The 14,515-nt window shown below is 70.2% G+C and carries 9 protein-coding genes; 4 read left to right on the forward strand and 5 right to left on the reverse strand.

Annotated features, from left to right (window positions below; translation table 11 throughout):
• Positions 1 to 75: 75 nt before the first annotated feature.
• The 3 genes from JHD82_RS07800 to JHD82_RS07810 are packed head-to-tail and all read right to left on the reverse strand — an operon-like array spanning position 76 to position 5,542.
• Complete coding sequence (locus JHD82_RS07800) at positions 76 to 2,931, reverse strand: Hsp70 family protein (RefSeq protein WP_199135897.1); 2,856 nt, start codon at positions 2,929 to 2,931, stop codon at positions 76 to 78.
• Between the two features lie 59 nt (positions 2,932 to 2,990).
• Positions 2,991 to 4,856 (reverse strand): Hsp70 family protein, encoded by a 1,866-nt coding sequence (locus JHD82_RS07805; protein ID WP_099752781.1) that lies wholly within the window; start codon positions 4,854 to 4,856, stop codon positions 2,991 to 2,993.
• A gap of 2 nt (positions 4,857 to 4,858) precedes the next feature.
• Positions 4,859 to 5,542, reverse strand: a complete 684-nt coding sequence (locus JHD82_RS07810; protein ID WP_199135898.1) for a DUF2760 domain-containing protein — start codon at positions 5,540 to 5,542, stop codon at positions 4,859 to 4,861.
• Between the two features lie 196 nt (positions 5,543 to 5,738).
• Here JHD82_RS07810 and JHD82_RS07815 point away from each other — a divergent pair, with 196 nt between their 5' ends.
• The 3 genes from JHD82_RS07815 (at position 5,739) to JHD82_RS07825 (ending at position 7,724) form a co-directional block, all read left to right on the forward strand.
• Positions 5,739 to 5,888, forward strand: a complete 150-nt coding sequence (locus JHD82_RS07815; RefSeq protein WP_164474686.1) for a hypothetical protein — start codon at positions 5,739 to 5,741, stop codon at positions 5,886 to 5,888.
• Positions 5,889 to 6,043: 155 nt separating this feature from the next.
• A complete protein-coding gene (locus tag JHD82_RS07820; RefSeq protein ID WP_026062924.1) occupies positions 6,044 to 6,919 on the forward strand; it encodes a hypothetical protein in 876 nt (291 codons plus the stop codon).
• 100 nt (positions 6,920 to 7,019) lie between these two features.
• Positions 7,020 to 7,724, forward strand: a complete 705-nt coding sequence (locus tag JHD82_RS07825) for a riboflavin synthase (protein WP_012207520.1) — start codon at positions 7,020 to 7,022, stop codon at positions 7,722 to 7,724.
• A gap of 13 nt (positions 7,725 to 7,737) precedes the next feature.
• Here JHD82_RS07825 and JHD82_RS07830 read toward each other — a convergent pair whose 3' ends face one another.
• Positions 7,738 to 10,257 (reverse strand): heavy metal translocating P-type ATPase, encoded by a 2,520-nt coding sequence (locus tag JHD82_RS07830; protein WP_199135899.1) that lies wholly within the window; start codon positions 10,255 to 10,257, stop codon positions 7,738 to 7,740.
• Positions 10,258 to 10,405: 148 nt separating this feature from the next.
• Between JHD82_RS07830 and JHD82_RS07835 the strand changes: the two genes are divergently transcribed.
• Positions 10,406 to 12,316 carry a bifunctional UDP-sugar hydrolase/5'-nucleotidase gene (locus JHD82_RS07835; protein ID WP_199135900.1) on the forward strand — a complete coding sequence of 637 codons (1,911 nt, stop codon included), beginning with the start codon at positions 10,406 to 10,408 and terminating at the stop codon, positions 12,314 to 12,316.
• A 455-nt stretch (positions 12,317 to 12,771) separates the two neighbouring features.
• On the opposite strand, the gene JHD82_RS07840 is transcribed toward JHD82_RS07835, so the two are convergent.
• The gene (locus JHD82_RS07840; RefSeq protein WP_012207523.1) at positions 12,772 to 14,499 is read right to left on the reverse strand and encodes a biotin carboxylase N-terminal domain-containing protein; all 1,728 of its coding nucleotides are present in this window, start codon (positions 14,497 to 14,499) and stop codon (positions 12,772 to 12,774) included.
• Positions 14,500 to 14,515 lie beyond the last annotated feature (16 nt).

The following is a 14,515-nucleotide window of genomic DNA, read 5'->3' on the forward strand; positions in this document are numbered from 1 at the left end:
GCACTGCACTTGCTGCAGTGCCTCCCCAAGAAGAAGGCCCCGCACTGCGGGGCCTTCTTCTTGGGGCAACAGCCCTCACCCCACCAGCACCAGCCCAGGCGGCAGGCTATCCCCAAAGCTGCGCTTCGCATCCTGGGCGTCCATCTGCTGGACCTGTTCCACCAGGTCGATCCAGCGCTGCGGTGCACCGGCGCCGCGCAACCGCTCCAGCACCAGGGCGCGCTGGGCATCGGACAGGTCCAGCGCACGGTCGCCCGTCATGCGGGCCATCTGCACGGCGGCGAACATGGCGGTTTCATTGCGGCGCCAGTCCTGGGCCAGGGTGGCGTCCAGGAACTCCTGCGCAGCCTCGGGCGGCATCACGCGGTGGGCGTTGGCGGCCAGCGGCATGCGCGCGGCCAGGCGGCCTATGGCCCACCAGGTCTGCACGGATTCACCAGGGTGCTTCAGCCGCTGCAGCATCCACTGGCCCATTTCCTGGCGGTACTGCCAGGGCACGGCCTCCATGGCGGCGAGCAGGCGCAGCATGTCGTCGTAGCTGCCATGGGCGGCTTTCCCCTGGCTGCGCTGCGTGGACTGCTGCACCGCCTTTTGCATGTGGCCTGCAACCTCTTCCAGCAGCTCCATCTGCCGGGCCTCGTCCAGGCCCGCGGCCACGCGGCGCCAGAACACCCACCATTCGGTGCGGTTGGCCGCCTCGCCGCCATGGCCCAGGCCCTGGCCATGCAGTTGCCAGACCTGCTGCATGCGCCAGCCGTCCAGCTCGGCGCCCACACCGGGGCGCAGGCACCAGCCTGCCAGGTTCAGCCAGACGCGCTCGTGCTCGGCCGTGCGGCGGCGGCGCCTGGCGCGGGCCAGCAAGGCGTCGAACAGTGCGCGCAGCAGCGGCAGGTCCCAGTCCTCGCGCGGGCCCAGCCGTCGCTCCAGCGACTGGCGCAGCTGGCGGACCTCCTTGGCCGTCACCTCCTGCGCCTGGCTGCCGAAGATGCGCTCGATCAGGGCCACGGCGTCGGCCAGCCGGCCCTGCCGGGCAGAACGATCGCCGGTGTCCTGCGCATCTGCGGCCAGCGCACCACGCACGCTGAACGGCAGCAGCCACTGGCGCTGCGCATCGTCGACGGCCACGCAGCGCACTTCCAGCGTGCCGACCTCGGTCATGCAGGCCTGCAGTTGCACTTCGACCTGGGCCTTGTCCCGGCCCTCGGGCGCAGGCAGCACGGTGGACAGGGCGGGCAGCTCGACCCAGCCCTCGCCGTCGAGCGCCGCGATGCGGCCGGCCTGCGCAGGCGCCGCCGCCAGGCTGTTGGCCACCAGGGAAAAGCGCACGGCCTGGCCCAGGCGCAGCGCAAAGCGCCGGCCGGAGAGCACGATGCGCACGCCCTCTTCCGTGCCGCGCGGCAGCAGGCAGATGCCCTGTGGTGCGGCACCTGCCTTCTCGGGCAGGACCAGCCAGTAGCTGCGCGGCGAGCCGCCGCCGATGCGCGGTACCGGGGCGGGCACAGTCCGGGCATCTTCCGATTCCGGCAGATCCTCAGACGGACGGCTCTGGGCATGCATGGCCAGGCCATGCGCCGCTGCGCCGCGTGCCACGGCCCAGTCGGGATGCGGGTTGTGCAGCAGGCGCAGCGGCTGGCCGCGCCAGGCCTGCAGTTGCGCCACCAGCCGCTGGGCCAGCGCATGGGCGTGGAAGACGCCGCCATTGAGCAAGACGGCATCGGGCAACTCCCCAGCCGCGTGCTGCGCGAGGAACTGCGCCAGGTGCCGCGTGATCGCCGCATCGGCAGGATATGGGAGCCCCAGGCCGCGCAAAGCGCCCTGGCGCCGGGTGGGCAGATCCTGCAGGCCGGCCAGCGGCATGAAGCCTTCGACCACGGCCTCGCGCACCTCGTCGCGGCGCAGCGTGGCCGTGCGCGTCTGCGCCAGCAGCTTCGATCCGCCGCCCAGCAGGGTCACGGCCACGGACTCGGGCGCCTCGCTGGCCAGCAACTGTTCCTTGGCCATGCGGCAGCGCTGCACGAGTTGGGCGAAGCGTGCGGCGGGCAGGCGCTCGCCGGGCGGGGCGAACTGCGGCTCCAGCCGATGGGCCAGCGCCAGGTCCATGTTGTCGCCGCCCAGCATCAGGTGCTCGCCCACGGCCGTGCGTGTCAGCACGGGCAGGCCTCCAGCTTCAGCGGGCTGCACGCGGATCAGGGTCAGGTCGGTGGTGCCGCCGCCCACATCCACCACCAGCACCAGGCGGCAATGCGCCAGCTCGGCCGCCAAGTGCTCGCCCTGCAGCACCAGCCAGTCGTGGAAGGCGGCCTTGGGTTCCTCCAGCAATTGCACCGCAGGCAAGCCGGCCAGCCGCGCGGCCTCCAGCGTGAGTGCGCGCGCGCCTTCGTCGAACGAGGCCGGCACGGTCAGCACGACCAGCTGGTCCCGCAGCGGCGCGCCGGGGTGCGTGCGGTCCCAGGCCTGCCGGACATGGTCCAGGTAGCTGGCCGAGGCCTGCAGCGGAGACAGCCGGGCCACCTCTTCGGGCGCGCCCCAGGGCAGGATGGCCGCCGTGCGGTCCACGCCCGCATGCGACAACCAGCTCTTGGCACTGGCCACCAGGCGCGACGGCACGGCCGCGCCCAGGTCACGCGCCCAGCGGCCGTTGACGGCGGGCGCTTGCGCATCGGCGCCCAGTGCCGTCCAGGGCTGCTGCCAGGCATCGCCCAGTTCGCCGGGCGCCGCCTGGTAGCGCGCCGAGGGCAGCAGCACCTGGGCCGCGACCTCGCTGGCCGAGACGCGCTGCGCCACGGGCAGCAAGGCGATGTCGGCCGCCGTGCCGCCCACGGGCACATGCGCCACCACGGTGTGGCTGGTGCCCAGGTCGATGCCCACGATGTGGGCTGCACCGGACACGGGAGCGGGGGCGGAAGATTCGGAGGCGGCGGTATCAGGCATATCGGCAGTCAATACATGGCACGGTGCGCGGCCCGGACCGGGCCTGCCGCCGGGGCGGGCTACGCTACATCGGCCCGCACGTCGAACTCCACCTTCCAGCGTTCTTCGCCACCCACGGGCACGGCGTTGAGTTCCAGCGTGCCGATGTCGGTCACGCGTGCATGCAGGGTGACGGGCACGATCTCGCCGGGCGCACGGCCTTCGGCGGGCAGGTGGGCCTCGATTTCCTGCAGCTCGACCAGTTCCTCTGGGCCCCAGAAGTCCAGCACGGTGCCGACCTGGTCGGCGCGGCGCACGGAGGAGCCGAAGAAGCGCAGGCGCACGGGCTCGCCCACGACCAGGCCGAATTCCTGGGTGTCCAGCGCCACCTCGGTGCCCTCTTCCATGCCGAAGGGCGCCAGGCACAGGGCCGAGATGGGCGGCTCCATGCCGGGGATGGCGGGCATGTTGCTTTCCACGCCCACGTAATAGCTCTGCGCCGTGCCGCCACGGATGCGCACGCCACGGCCCGCAGCCGCCACATGGCCGAAGTAGGCGGCGCCGCGCGCCACGGCCAGGTCCAGGTTGGCGCCGTCCAGCAGGCGCGCGGGTTGCGCGCCCTCGCCGGCCAGCCAGCCGTTGACGACTTCCAGGATGCGCTGCTCGATCTGCGGCGCCTTGAGCACGCCGCCATTGAACAGGATGGCCGAGGGATGCAGGAAGGACGCGCCCTCGGGCTGCGTGCCCTTGAGGCCTTCGATCTGCTCGGTGGCGCCGGCCTGGCGCGAGAGGAAGGCCGCCAGGTGGCGCGTGACGGCCGCGTCCTGCGCATAGGGCAGGCCCAGCTGGGTCAGCGCGGCGCGCGCGCGGGTCTGGGGCTTGTCGGAGACGGCGGCGCGCGGGAAGAAGCCTTCCACCAGCATCTGCAGCACTTCGTCACGCGTGACCTCGGTGCGGATGCTGCCGCCGATGAGCTTGCTGCCCCGGCTGGGCACGACCACGGGCACGGACTGCAGCGTGGCGTCGGCCAGCAGTTGCTCCTTGGCCTGGCGGCAGCCATGGGCCAGGGCGCGGGTCTGCCAGGCGTCGAGCTGCTTGCCCTCCTGGGCCAGCTTGCGCGCCACGCCATAGGCCAGGGCCAGGTCCATGTTGTCGCCGCCCAGCAGGATGTGCTCGCCCACGGCCACGCGCTGCAGCTCCAGGCCGCCGTCCTTTTCCAGCACGGCGATCAGCGACAGGTCGGTGGTGCCGCCGCCCACGTCCACGACGAGGATGATCTCGCCGCTTTGCACCTGCTTGCGCCACTGGCCGCCGCTGGCCTGGATCCAGCTGTACAGCGCAGCCTGGGGTTCCTCCAGCAGCGTGAGCTTCTGGAAGCCCGCGGCGCGGCAGGCCTCGGCCGTCAGCTCGCGCGCGGCCGGGTCGAACGAGGCGGGAATGGTCACCGTCACGTCCTGGGCGTCGAACGGCGCCTCGGGATGGGCCTGCTCCCAGGCCCAGCGCAGGTGCGACAGGTAGCGGATGGAGGCGGTCAGGGGCGAGACGCGGTGCACCTCTTCGGGCGCATCGGCCGGCAGCAGGGGCGAGCGGCGGTCCACGCCCGGATGGCACAGCCAGCTCTTGGCGCTGGACACCAGCCGGATCGGCGTGGCCGCGCCGCGCGATCGCGCGAACTCGCCCACCACGAAGTCCTGGCTGGCGCCCCAGGGCAGGGCCATGTCGGCCGCAGTCAGCTCGCTTTCATGCGGCAGGTAAAGGAAGGACGGCAGCAGCGGGCGCGCCTCCACGCTGGAGGGGCCGGTGAGCTGGGGAATGTCCAGCACGCCCTGCTCCACCTTCTCGCCATCGCTGGCCTGGCGGTCCACATAGGAGAGCGCGCAATGCGTGGTGCCCAGGTCGATGCCGATGCTGTAGCGCGCCTGGGAGGATTGACGGGACTGGTCCATGCTCACAGCTCCACCTCGGCCTGGGCCACGATGGCGGCGGCCTTTTGATCGGTGAGCTGGGGCAGGCGCACATCGTCCACGCGCCAGCCGCGGTGGCCCAGCGTGCCCGTGAAGGGTGCCTGGCCGACCACGTTGCCCGTCAGGCGCACAGCGGCGGCATCAAAGCCTGCGGCCAGCGTGACGCGGCTGCCTTCGGCCTCGGCACGCACGGGGGCGATGCTGAAATGCTCGCGCAGCACCTTGCGGCAGCCTTCGTGCACCACGCGCGCGGCGGCGCCGATCTCGGCGTCGGCGTAGCCGGCCACGTCTTCCTGCACGAAGTCCACGAAGCGCGCCTCGCGCTGCAGCAGGCCCAGCAGTTGCAGGGCGGCGGTGCCAGCGGGTGCGGCCGGCTCCACGATGGTCTTTTCGACGATCTTCTCGACCGGCACCTCGACACGCTTTTCAACCACTTTCTCGACCACCTTTTCGACAGGCACCTCGACGCGGACCTCGACGATCCGGTCCACGGGCACCTCCACGCGCACCTCCTTGGGTGCGGGCGGCGGCACGTCGGCGGCCAGCGGCTCGCCGCCGCGCAGGCGGGACACATCGGCGGCCAGGCGGCCGTTGCCGAGGATGGCGAAGAAACTGCCGATCGCGATGGCGATGCGGCTCAGGAACGAGGGGGGAGTCTTGGAATTCATGGGCTTCTCTTGGCGAGAGGACCCTGCCGGGCCGATCGCCGCGCAGCAGGGCAACCGGGCGCCGATGGTCCTCCACCGGGCGCCCGCAGGGTCCGTGATGTTACCCAAAGCAACGAAGCCCCGTCCTGTACACGGCCCCATGCCCCCGTGCGCAAATGGCCTCGCGGCATAATCGCGGCTGCTCCTGCCCCTGTCCATGGCCCCTACACGCCTTTTCCGCCACGCCCCGACCCGCTGCACCGCCTTGCGCGCGCAGCGGCCGCAGCGCGTGCACGGCGTGCCCACGGCCTTCATCAGCCTGTGCGGCTTCACGGCCCTGCTTTCCGCCGCCGTGCGGAAAGCCTGAGGTCCACCCCCAGCTTCCCGCACGGCCCCCGCAGCGAATCCCGCATGCGAAGCGCATGCCAGGAGCTGTCGGCCCACGCCCCGCATCTCCCTGGCCTGCACGCCTTTTCGGCCGCGCCGCCGCATGGCGCAGCCGCCTTGACCCCGGAGCCGATGATGGACATGGAACTCTCCCAAAACTTTCTGCGTGCCAAAAGCCCCTGCGCGGCGGGCTTTCGCTGGTTCGTGCGCAACCGCCATGACGGCAACGACTACCAGCGCGTGCTCGATGCCCTGGTGGGCGATGGCCGCGTCGAGGATGCGCGCTGGCTCATGAACCAGTTCGGCCCCACCGATGCCGTGCTGGAGGTCGATCACCTGGAGGCCGATGCCCTGGTGTTCTCGGGCAGCGTCGTCGTGCATGGCGAGCTGCGCGTGCCCGGCCTGCTGGCCGTGGGCCGCACGCTGCAGGCCGGCGCCGGCATCCACGCCGGCCGCATCGAGGCCGGCCAGGACCTGCACAGTGGCGGCGCCATCTTCTGCAGCGGCCCACTGCAGGCAGGGGGCCTGGTCAAGGCCGCCTGGAGCGTGGACGTGCACGAGGAACTGCGCGCCGAGGACGTGCGCGCCGGCTGGGAGCTGCGCTGCGGCGCCGACCTGCGCCTGGGCGGAGGAGCACAGGCCGGCCAGGACATCGAGGTGCAGGGCGCCATCCGCTGCGGCAAGGGCCTGCGCGCGGGCGGCAGCATCCGCGCCAGCGGCCTGATCGAGCTGGGCCACGGCCTGTACGCTGGCGCCGACGTGGAAGGCGGCAGCCACATCGAGGTGGACTGGGGCATGCGCGCGCTGGGCGACATCCGTGCGGCCTGCAGCATCCGCGCGGGCGAGACCCTGCATGCCGAAGGCGAGATCGCGGCCGGCCCCGGCTACGGCATCTATGCGGGCATGAACGTGCAGCAGGATGCCTGGCCGTCCTGTGCCTGGGTGCATGCGGCGCAGCGGCCCCCAGCCCTGCTCAGCGGCTGGTGGGAAGAGGCAGCGGCACCGGCCTGATGCCCGCAGGGACACGCCGGCCTGCGCCCCCGCAGCGCAGCGCCGCGATGCAAAATACCCGCTTCGCCGCCGCCCGGGCGGCTCCAAGGAACCCCACATCGTGTTCACCGGCATCATCCAGGCCGTGGCAAGCATTGCCGCGCTGCGCGACCAGAACGGCCTGCGCACCTTCACCCTCGACTTTCCCGAAGGCTTCTGCCAGGACCTGGCCATCGGCGCCAGCGTCTCCACCGACGGCGTGTGCCTGACGGTGACGGAGATCCTCTCGCCCACGCGCGCCACGTTCGATGTGATGCTGCAAAGCCTGAACATCACCACGCTGGGCGGCTATGCCGTGGGCGGGCGCGTCAATGTGGAGCGCGCGGCAAAGGATGGCGCCGAGATCGGCGGCCATCCGCTGTCGGGCCATGTGGACTTCACCTCGCCCGTGCTGGAAGTGGCCTCCAGCGACACCAACCACCGCATCCGCTTCGGCATTCCCGAGGGCTTTCGCCACTACGTGTTCGCCAAGGGCTACATCGCCATCAACGGCGCCAGCCTCACGGTGTCCGAGGTGGACCGCCAGGCAGGCTGGTTCGAGGTCTGGCTGATCCCCGAGACGCGCCGCATGACCGTGTTCGAGTCCAAGGGCGTGGGCGACCTGCTCAATGTGGAGATCGACCGCAGCACCCAGGTCGTGGTGGACACGGTGCGCGAGACCGTGCAGCAAAGCCTGGGCCGCCTGCAGCCCGTGCTTGAAGCCCTGCTCAAGGAAAAAGGCCTGAGCCTGGACGACTTCATAGACGTCCCCAAGCTGCCCGGCTGACTGCCTTCGTCGTTCAACACCCCGCCGCCAGCGGCGGATTGAAACGCCGCAGGCGCAGCGCGTTGCTGAGCACGAAGACGCTGGACAGCGCCATGGCCCCGGCCGCGAACACGGGCGACAGCAACGTGCCGTTGACGGGGTACAGCAGGCCCGCGGCCACGGGGATCAGGGCCACGTTGTAGGCAAAGGCCCAGAACAGGTTCTGGCGGATATTGGCCATGGTGGCCTTGGACAGCGCGATCGCATTGGGCACGCCGCCCAGGTCGCCTGACATCAGCACCACGTCGGCCGCCTCGATGGCGATGTCCGTGCCCGTGCCGATGGCCAGGCCCACATCGGCCTCGGCCAGGGCCGGCGCGTCGTTGATGCCGTCGCCCACATAGGCCAGCGTGCCGTGCTCGGCCTTCAGGCGCTTGACGGCATCGACCTTGCCGCCGGGCAGCACCTCGGCCACCACCTCGTCGATGCCCAGCTGGCGGGCGATGGCCTCGGCCGTGCGGCGGTTGTCGCCGGTGATCATGGCCACCTTCAGGCCCAAGGCGTGCAGGGCGGCAATGGCGGCCGGCGTGCTGTCCTTGATGGGATCGGCCACGGCGATCATGGCGGCCAGGCGGCCGTCCACCGCGGCATACAGCGGCGTCTTGCCTTCGTCGCCCAGGCGCGCGGCCTCGTCTGCCAGCGTGTCCACCTGCAGGCCCAATTCGCGCATGAAGCGGTCGGCACCGATCTCCACGCGCACCCCCTCCACCTGGGCGCGCACGCCAAAGCCTGTCACCGATTCAAAGCGATCCACGGCACCCAGCGGCAGATCCTCGGCCTTGGCAGCATCCACGATGGCGCGCGCAATCGGGTGCTCGGAGCGGTCTTCCACGGCCGCCACCAGCGCCAGCACGCGGCTGCGCTCGCCCTCGAAGCCCGGGGCCAGCACCAGGTCGGTCAGCTCGGGGCGGCCTCGCGTCAGCGTGCCCGTCTTGTCCACGGCCACCACGCGGGCGTCTTTCAAGGTCTGCAGGGCCTCGCCCTTGCGCAGCAGCACGCCCATCTGCGCGGCCCGGCCCGTGCCCACCATGATGGAAGTGGGCGTGGCCAGGCCCATGGCGCAGGGGCAGGCGATGATGAGCACGGCCACGGCATTGACCAGCGCAAAGGTCAGTGCGGGCGACGGCCCCCAGGCCAGCCAGGCGCCGAAGGTCAGCAGGGCCACGGCCATCACGGCCGGCACGAACCACATGGTGACCTGGTCCACCAGCGCCTGTATGGGCAGCTTGGAGCCCTGGGCCTGCTCGACCATGCGGATGATCTGCGCCAGCAGCGTGTCCGCGCCCACCTTGGTGGCGCGAAAGGCCAGTGCGCCGTTCTGGTTCACCGTGCCGCCGACCAGTTCGGCACCCGGGGTTTTCTCGACCGGCACGGGCTCGCCGCTGATCATGGATTCATCGACGAAGCTGCTGCCCTCGATGACCTCGCCATCGACGGGAATGCGCTCGCCGGGCCGCACCTCGATGGTGTCGCCCGCACGCACGGCGGCGATGTCCACTTCTTGCACGGCGCCGTCCTTGCGCACGCGCGCCGTCTTGGCCTGCAGGCGCACCAGGCGGCGGATGGCCTCCGAGGTATTGCCCTTGGCGCGCGCCTCCATGAAGCGGCCCAGCAGGATCAGCGCCACGATCACGGCCGCCGCCTCGTAATACACATTCACCGTGCCGGCCGGCAGCCACTGCGGCACGAAGGTGGCCACCAGCGAATAGGCAAACGCCGCCGAGGTGCCAACGGCCACCAGCGAATTCATGTCGGGCGCGCCGCGCAGCAGCGCGGGAATGCCCTTCTGGAAGAAGCGCAGGCCCGGCCCGAACAGCACGATGGCCGACAGCAGGCACTGCAGATACCAGCTGTTCTGGGTGCCGATGGCCTGCCCCACCCAGTGGTGGAAGGCCGGCACCATGTGGCCGCCCATCTCCAGCACGAACACCGGCAGCGCGAACACCGTGGCCACGATCAGCGAGCGCTTGAGCGAGGCCCGCTCGCGCGCCTGGCGCTGCTCCGTGCCGTCTTCGGCCGGCGACTGCGCTGCACCGCCTTCACTGGCCGGGTTCGCGCTGGCGCCCAGCGGACGCGCTTCGTACCCGGCCTTGTGCACAGCTGCCACAAGGGCCGCCATGTCCACGCTGCCTGCCAGCGTCACCAGCGCGCGCTCGGTGGCCAGGTTCACGCTGGCCGATTGCACGCCCTCCACCTTTTTCAGCGCCCGCTCCACGCGGCCCACGCAGGAGGCGCAGGTCATGCCCTCCACTTCCAGTTCCACGCTGGACTGGGGCACTTCGTAGCCGGCCTTCTCGATGGCGGAAATGGCGGCGGGCAGATCGGCCGCGCCCTCGAAGCGGATGCTGGCCTTTTCGGTGGCCAGGTTGACCACGGCCTCCTGCACGCCCGGCAGCTTCTTGAGCGCGCGCTCCACACGCCCCACGCAGGAGGCGCAGGTCATGCCCTGAACGGGCAGGTCTATGGCCATGCCGGCCTTGGTCGATGCATTCATTGCCTGACTCCTTTGTTCTCGCATGCAGGCACTTTAGAGATTGCCACCATGTCAAGGTCAAGCCCCCTGCAAGGCGATTTCATCGCCGTGTCATCAGCCTTGCCCAGCATCGGCGGCCGTGACAAACCGATACAGAGAGAACCCGTTCATGTCCTTGACCTCCCATCGCCCCGCCCTGCGCCCGCTGGCCGTGGCCCTGGCTGCCTCCGCCCTGATCGCCGGTTGCGGCGGCTCCGGCAACGACACGCCCGCAGGCCAGCCGCTGGAGCTGCGCATTCTGCACATCAACGATCACCACTCCACGCTGGAGTCCAAGAGCAAGACCCTGCAGCTGGACGCCGGCACGGGCAAGGCCGAAGCCGTGGCCGTGGACGCCGCAGGCTTTGCGCGCGTGACCCAGGCCATCGAGGAGCTGGCCGCGCAGTCGCCCAACGTGCTCAAGCTGCACGCCGGCGACGCGCTCACCGGCACGCTGTACTTCAACCGCGCAGGCGCCGACGGCGAGGCCGATGCCGCCCTCATGAACACCGTCTGCTTTGACGCCTTCACGCTGGGCAACCACGAGTTCGACAAGGGCGACAGCGGCCTCAAGTCCTTCCTGGACCGCCTGCGCACAGGCACATGCAAGACGCCCGTGCTCAGCGCCAACGTGCGCTTTGGCGCCAACTCGGCCCTGAACGCGGCCAAGGCGCCCGGCTATGTGAACCCCTCCACCGTGGTGGAGCGCGGCGGCCAGAAGATCGGCATCGTCGGCCTGACCATTGCGGGCAAGACCAAGGCATCGTCCAGCCCCGATGCCGACACCACCTTCGAGGACGAGGCCACGGCGGCCCAGCGCGAAATCGACGCGCTGCGCGCCAAGGGCATCAACAAGATCATCGTCATGAGCCACGTGGGCTATGAGTACGACCGCCAGATCGTGCCCAAGCTCAGCGGCGTGGACGTGGTCGTGGGCGGCGACTCGCACACCCTGCTCGGCCCCGACGTGCTCAACACCACGGGCGTAGGCACGCCCGGCGGCGCCTACCCCACGCGCCTGGCCGACAGGGACGGCAGCCCCGTCTGCGTGGTCCAGGCCTGGGAGTACGCCCAGGTCGTCGGCGACCTCAAGGTCCAGTTCGACGCCGACGGCCGCGTCACCCAGTGCACGGGCACGCCCCATGTGCTGATCGGCGACAGCTTCACCATCGCCGGCAAGGCCGCCACCGATGCGCAAAAGACCGCGCTCAAGGCCAGCGCCGCCGCCACCGGCGTGCTGCGCGTGACCACGCCCTCGGCCAAGGCCACGGCCGCGCTGCAGCCCTTCAAGGACAAGGTCGCCCAGTTCAACCTCAAGCAGGTCGCCACCGTGCCCCAGGAACTGTGCTCGCGCCGCGTGCCCGGCGGCGTCGGCACCATGAACTACAGCCAGTCCAGCGCCGCCTGCAATGCCGAAGGCAGCGTCAGCGTGCGCGGCGGCGACATCCAGCAGCTCGTGGCCCAGGCCTACCTGGAAGAAGCCAACCGCCACTACGGCGGCGCCGACATCACCCTGCAAAGCGGCGGCGGCGTGCGCATCCCGCTGCTGGGCCAGACCACGGCCGCCCAGGTCATCCAGGTCCTGCCCTTCGGCAACAAGCTGTTCCGCCTGGACATCACCGGCACGGAAGTCAAGGGCATGCTCGAGGACGGCCTGCAGGCCGTCTACGGCCCCAGCGGCACGACCGGCCCCTACCCCTACACGGGCGGCCTGCGCTTTGACGTGAATGCGGCAGCGGCGGCCGGCCAGCGCGTATCGGGCATCGAGGTGTATGACAACGCGAGCAAGACGTGGAAGCCGCTGGATACCGCGCGCACGTACAAGCTGTTCGTGCTGAGCTTCAATGCCACGGGTGGCGACGGCTACAAGACGCTGGCGGCCGTGCCTGATGCGCGCCGTCTGGACATTGGCGTGCTCGATTCCGATGTGTTCTTCAACTACATCGAGAGGCAGCCGGTGGATGCGGTGTCTGGTCTGCCGCTGCTGTCGCGGCTGCCGATGGATCTGTACAGCACGCGTAGTTTTCAGGGTGGGCGCTGATTAGTTCACGCTCTTGTTTGAGACCCTGCCGGGGGGTTGTTTTTCGAGGCCGGGTCTCGGCCCGGCGGCCGACCTACCTTCTTTTGCTTCGCCAAAAGAAGGTAGGCCAAGAAAAGGCGACCCGGATGTCCGCGACCCCTTCGCTTCGCTGCGGGGCAACCTGCGTCGTGGCGGTTGCGGGGTGGCAAGCCTGCCGAAGGACAGGCTTGCCTCGTCATCTGACTTGCCGCAGTTGTTTGAGCGAAGCGCGCCAGCGCGCAGCGAGTTCTGCGGCACACCCCGCATCCCGCCCAACGCAGGTCGCCCGCAGCGAAGCGAAGGGTCGTGGGCAGTTCGGGGCGCGCTTCTTTGCCCCGCTTTCTTGTCGCGCGACAAGAAAGCGGGTCGGCCGCCGGGCCGAAACCCGGCTCCTGCCGCCAGAGGCACAACAGAATAAAAAACAGGTCAACCAAAAATCACCCAATCCGAGCAATCACAGCCCCCAACACCTGCGCCTTCCCCGCCTCAGCCACCAACGCAACCACCCCGCTGCGATGCGCAGTCACCTGCATCTCCATCTTCATGGCCTCCATGACGGCAATCACATCGCCCTCCTGAACGGTATCGCCATCGGCCACCTTCCACGCATGCAGATTGCCTGCAATGGGTGAGGTGACGGCAGCAGGGTCCACGGCAGATTCGGCAGCCGGCGCGGCAGCCACACCGCCGCCAGCCGATGCCAGCCCCTGCAGCAGCATCGCAGGCAGGCCCAGCGACACCCGTCGCCCGTCGATCTCGACCGCGCAGCGCACCAGGCTGGCGTCGGGCAGCGGCTCGGCGCGCACGGCGGCGGCCAGGGGTTCGGCGAAGTCGGATTCGATCCAGCGCGTGTGGACCTTGAAGCCGTCGTTGCCCACGAAGTCGGCATGGCCGATGACGGCGCGGTGGAAGGGCAGCACGGAGGACAGGCCTTCGATGCGGAACTCGGCCAGGGCGCGGCGGGCGCGGGCCAGGGCCTGTTCGCGCGTGGCGCCGCTGACGATGAGCTTGGCCATCAGCGAGTCGAAGCTGCCGGGTACGACCGAGCCGGTCTGCACGCCCGTGTCCAGGCGCACGCCGGGGCCCGAGGGCGGGTCGAACCGCACCACGGGGCCGGGCGTGGGCAGGAAGCCCCGGCCCACGTCTTCGGCGTTGATGCGAAATTCGATGGAGTGGCCCAGCGGCGCCGGGGTTTCGGTGATGGACAGCGGCAGGCCATCGGCCACGCGCAGCTGCTCGATCACCAGGTCCACGCCCGTGGTCTGCTCGGTCACGGGGTGCTCGACCTGCAGGCGCGTGTTGACTTCGAGGAAGGAGATGGCGCCCGTCTGGCTCAGCAGGAATTCCACCGTGCCCGCGCTGACGTAGCCGGCCGCCGCGCAGATGTCGCGTGCGGAGCTGTGGATGCGGGCGCGCTGCTCGTCGCTGAGGAAGGGCGCCGGGGCCTCTTCCACCAGCTTCTGGTTGCGCCGCTGCAGCGAGCAGTCGCGCGTGCCCAGCACGACCACGTTGCCGTGGGTGTCGGCCAGCACCTGGGCCTCGATATGGCGGGGGCGGTCCAGGAATTGCTCGACGAAGCATTCGCCGCGGCCGAAGGCGGTGACGGCCTCGCGCACGGCCGAGTGAAAGAGTTCCTCGACCTCGTCCATGCGCCACGCGATCTTCATGCCGCGCCCGCCGCCGCCGAAGGCGGCCTTGATGATGATGGGCAGGCCGTGCTGCTGGGCAAAGGCCAGCACTTCGCCGGCATCCTTGACGGGGTCGGGCGTGCCGGCCACCAGGGGAGCGCCGACCTGCAGGGCGATCTTGCGCGCCTCGACCTTGTCGCCCAGCTTGGCGATGGTCTCGGGCGTGGGGCCGATCCAGCGCAGGCCCGCATCCAGCACGGCGCGCGCAAAGGCTTCGCTTTCGGACAGGAAGCCGTAGCCGGGGTGCACGGCGTCGGCGCCGCTCTTGTGCGCGATGGCGATGAGCTTGGCGATGTTCAGGTAGGTGTCGGCCGGGCGCTCGCCGTCCAGGCCATAGGCCTCGTCGGCCATGCGCACGTGCAGGGCGTCGATGTCGGCATCGGCGTAGACGGCCACGGATTTCACGCCGTAGTCGGCGCAGGCGCGGGCGATGCGGACGGCGATCTCGCCACGGTTGGCAATCAGGACTTTTTTCATGATCAGCTTCTTTCAG

The organism is Delftia sp. ASV31, from assembly GCF_016428765.1.
GTDB lineage: Bacteria > Pseudomonadota > Gammaproteobacteria > Burkholderiales > Burkholderiaceae_C > Comamonas > Comamonas acidovorans.

Excerpts from the sequence above, each read along its gene's own strand:
- JHD82_RS07820 (WP_026062924.1), top strand. The coding sequence starts at position 6,044 with ATGGACATGGAACTCTCCCAAAACTTTCTGCGTGCCAAAAGCCCCTGC.
- JHD82_RS07810 (WP_199135898.1), bottom strand. The coding sequence starts at position 5,542 with ATGAATTCCAAGACTCCCCCCTCGTTCCTGAGCCGCATCGCCATCGCG.
- JHD82_RS07805 (WP_099752781.1), bottom strand. The coding sequence starts at position 4,856 with ATGGACCAGTCCCGTCAATCCTCCCAGGCGCGCTACAGCATCGGCATC.
- JHD82_RS07830 (WP_199135899.1), bottom strand. The coding sequence starts at position 10,257 with ATGAATGCATCGACCAAGGCCGGCATGGCCATAGACCTGCCCGTTCAG.
- JHD82_RS07835 (WP_199135900.1), top strand. The coding sequence starts at position 10,406 with ATGTCCTTGACCTCCCATCGCCCCGCCCTGCGCCCGCTGGCCGTGGCC.
- JHD82_RS07800 (WP_199135897.1), bottom strand. The coding sequence starts at position 2,931 with ATGCCTGATACCGCCGCCTCCGAATCTTCCGCCCCCGCTCCCGTGTCC.
- JHD82_RS07840 (WP_012207523.1), bottom strand. The coding sequence starts at position 14,499 with ATGAAAAAAGTCCTGATTGCCAACCGTGGCGAGATCGCCGTCCGCATC.
- JHD82_RS07815 (WP_164474686.1), top strand. The coding sequence starts at position 5,739 with ATGGCCCCTACACGCCTTTTCCGCCACGCCCCGACCCGCTGCACCGCC.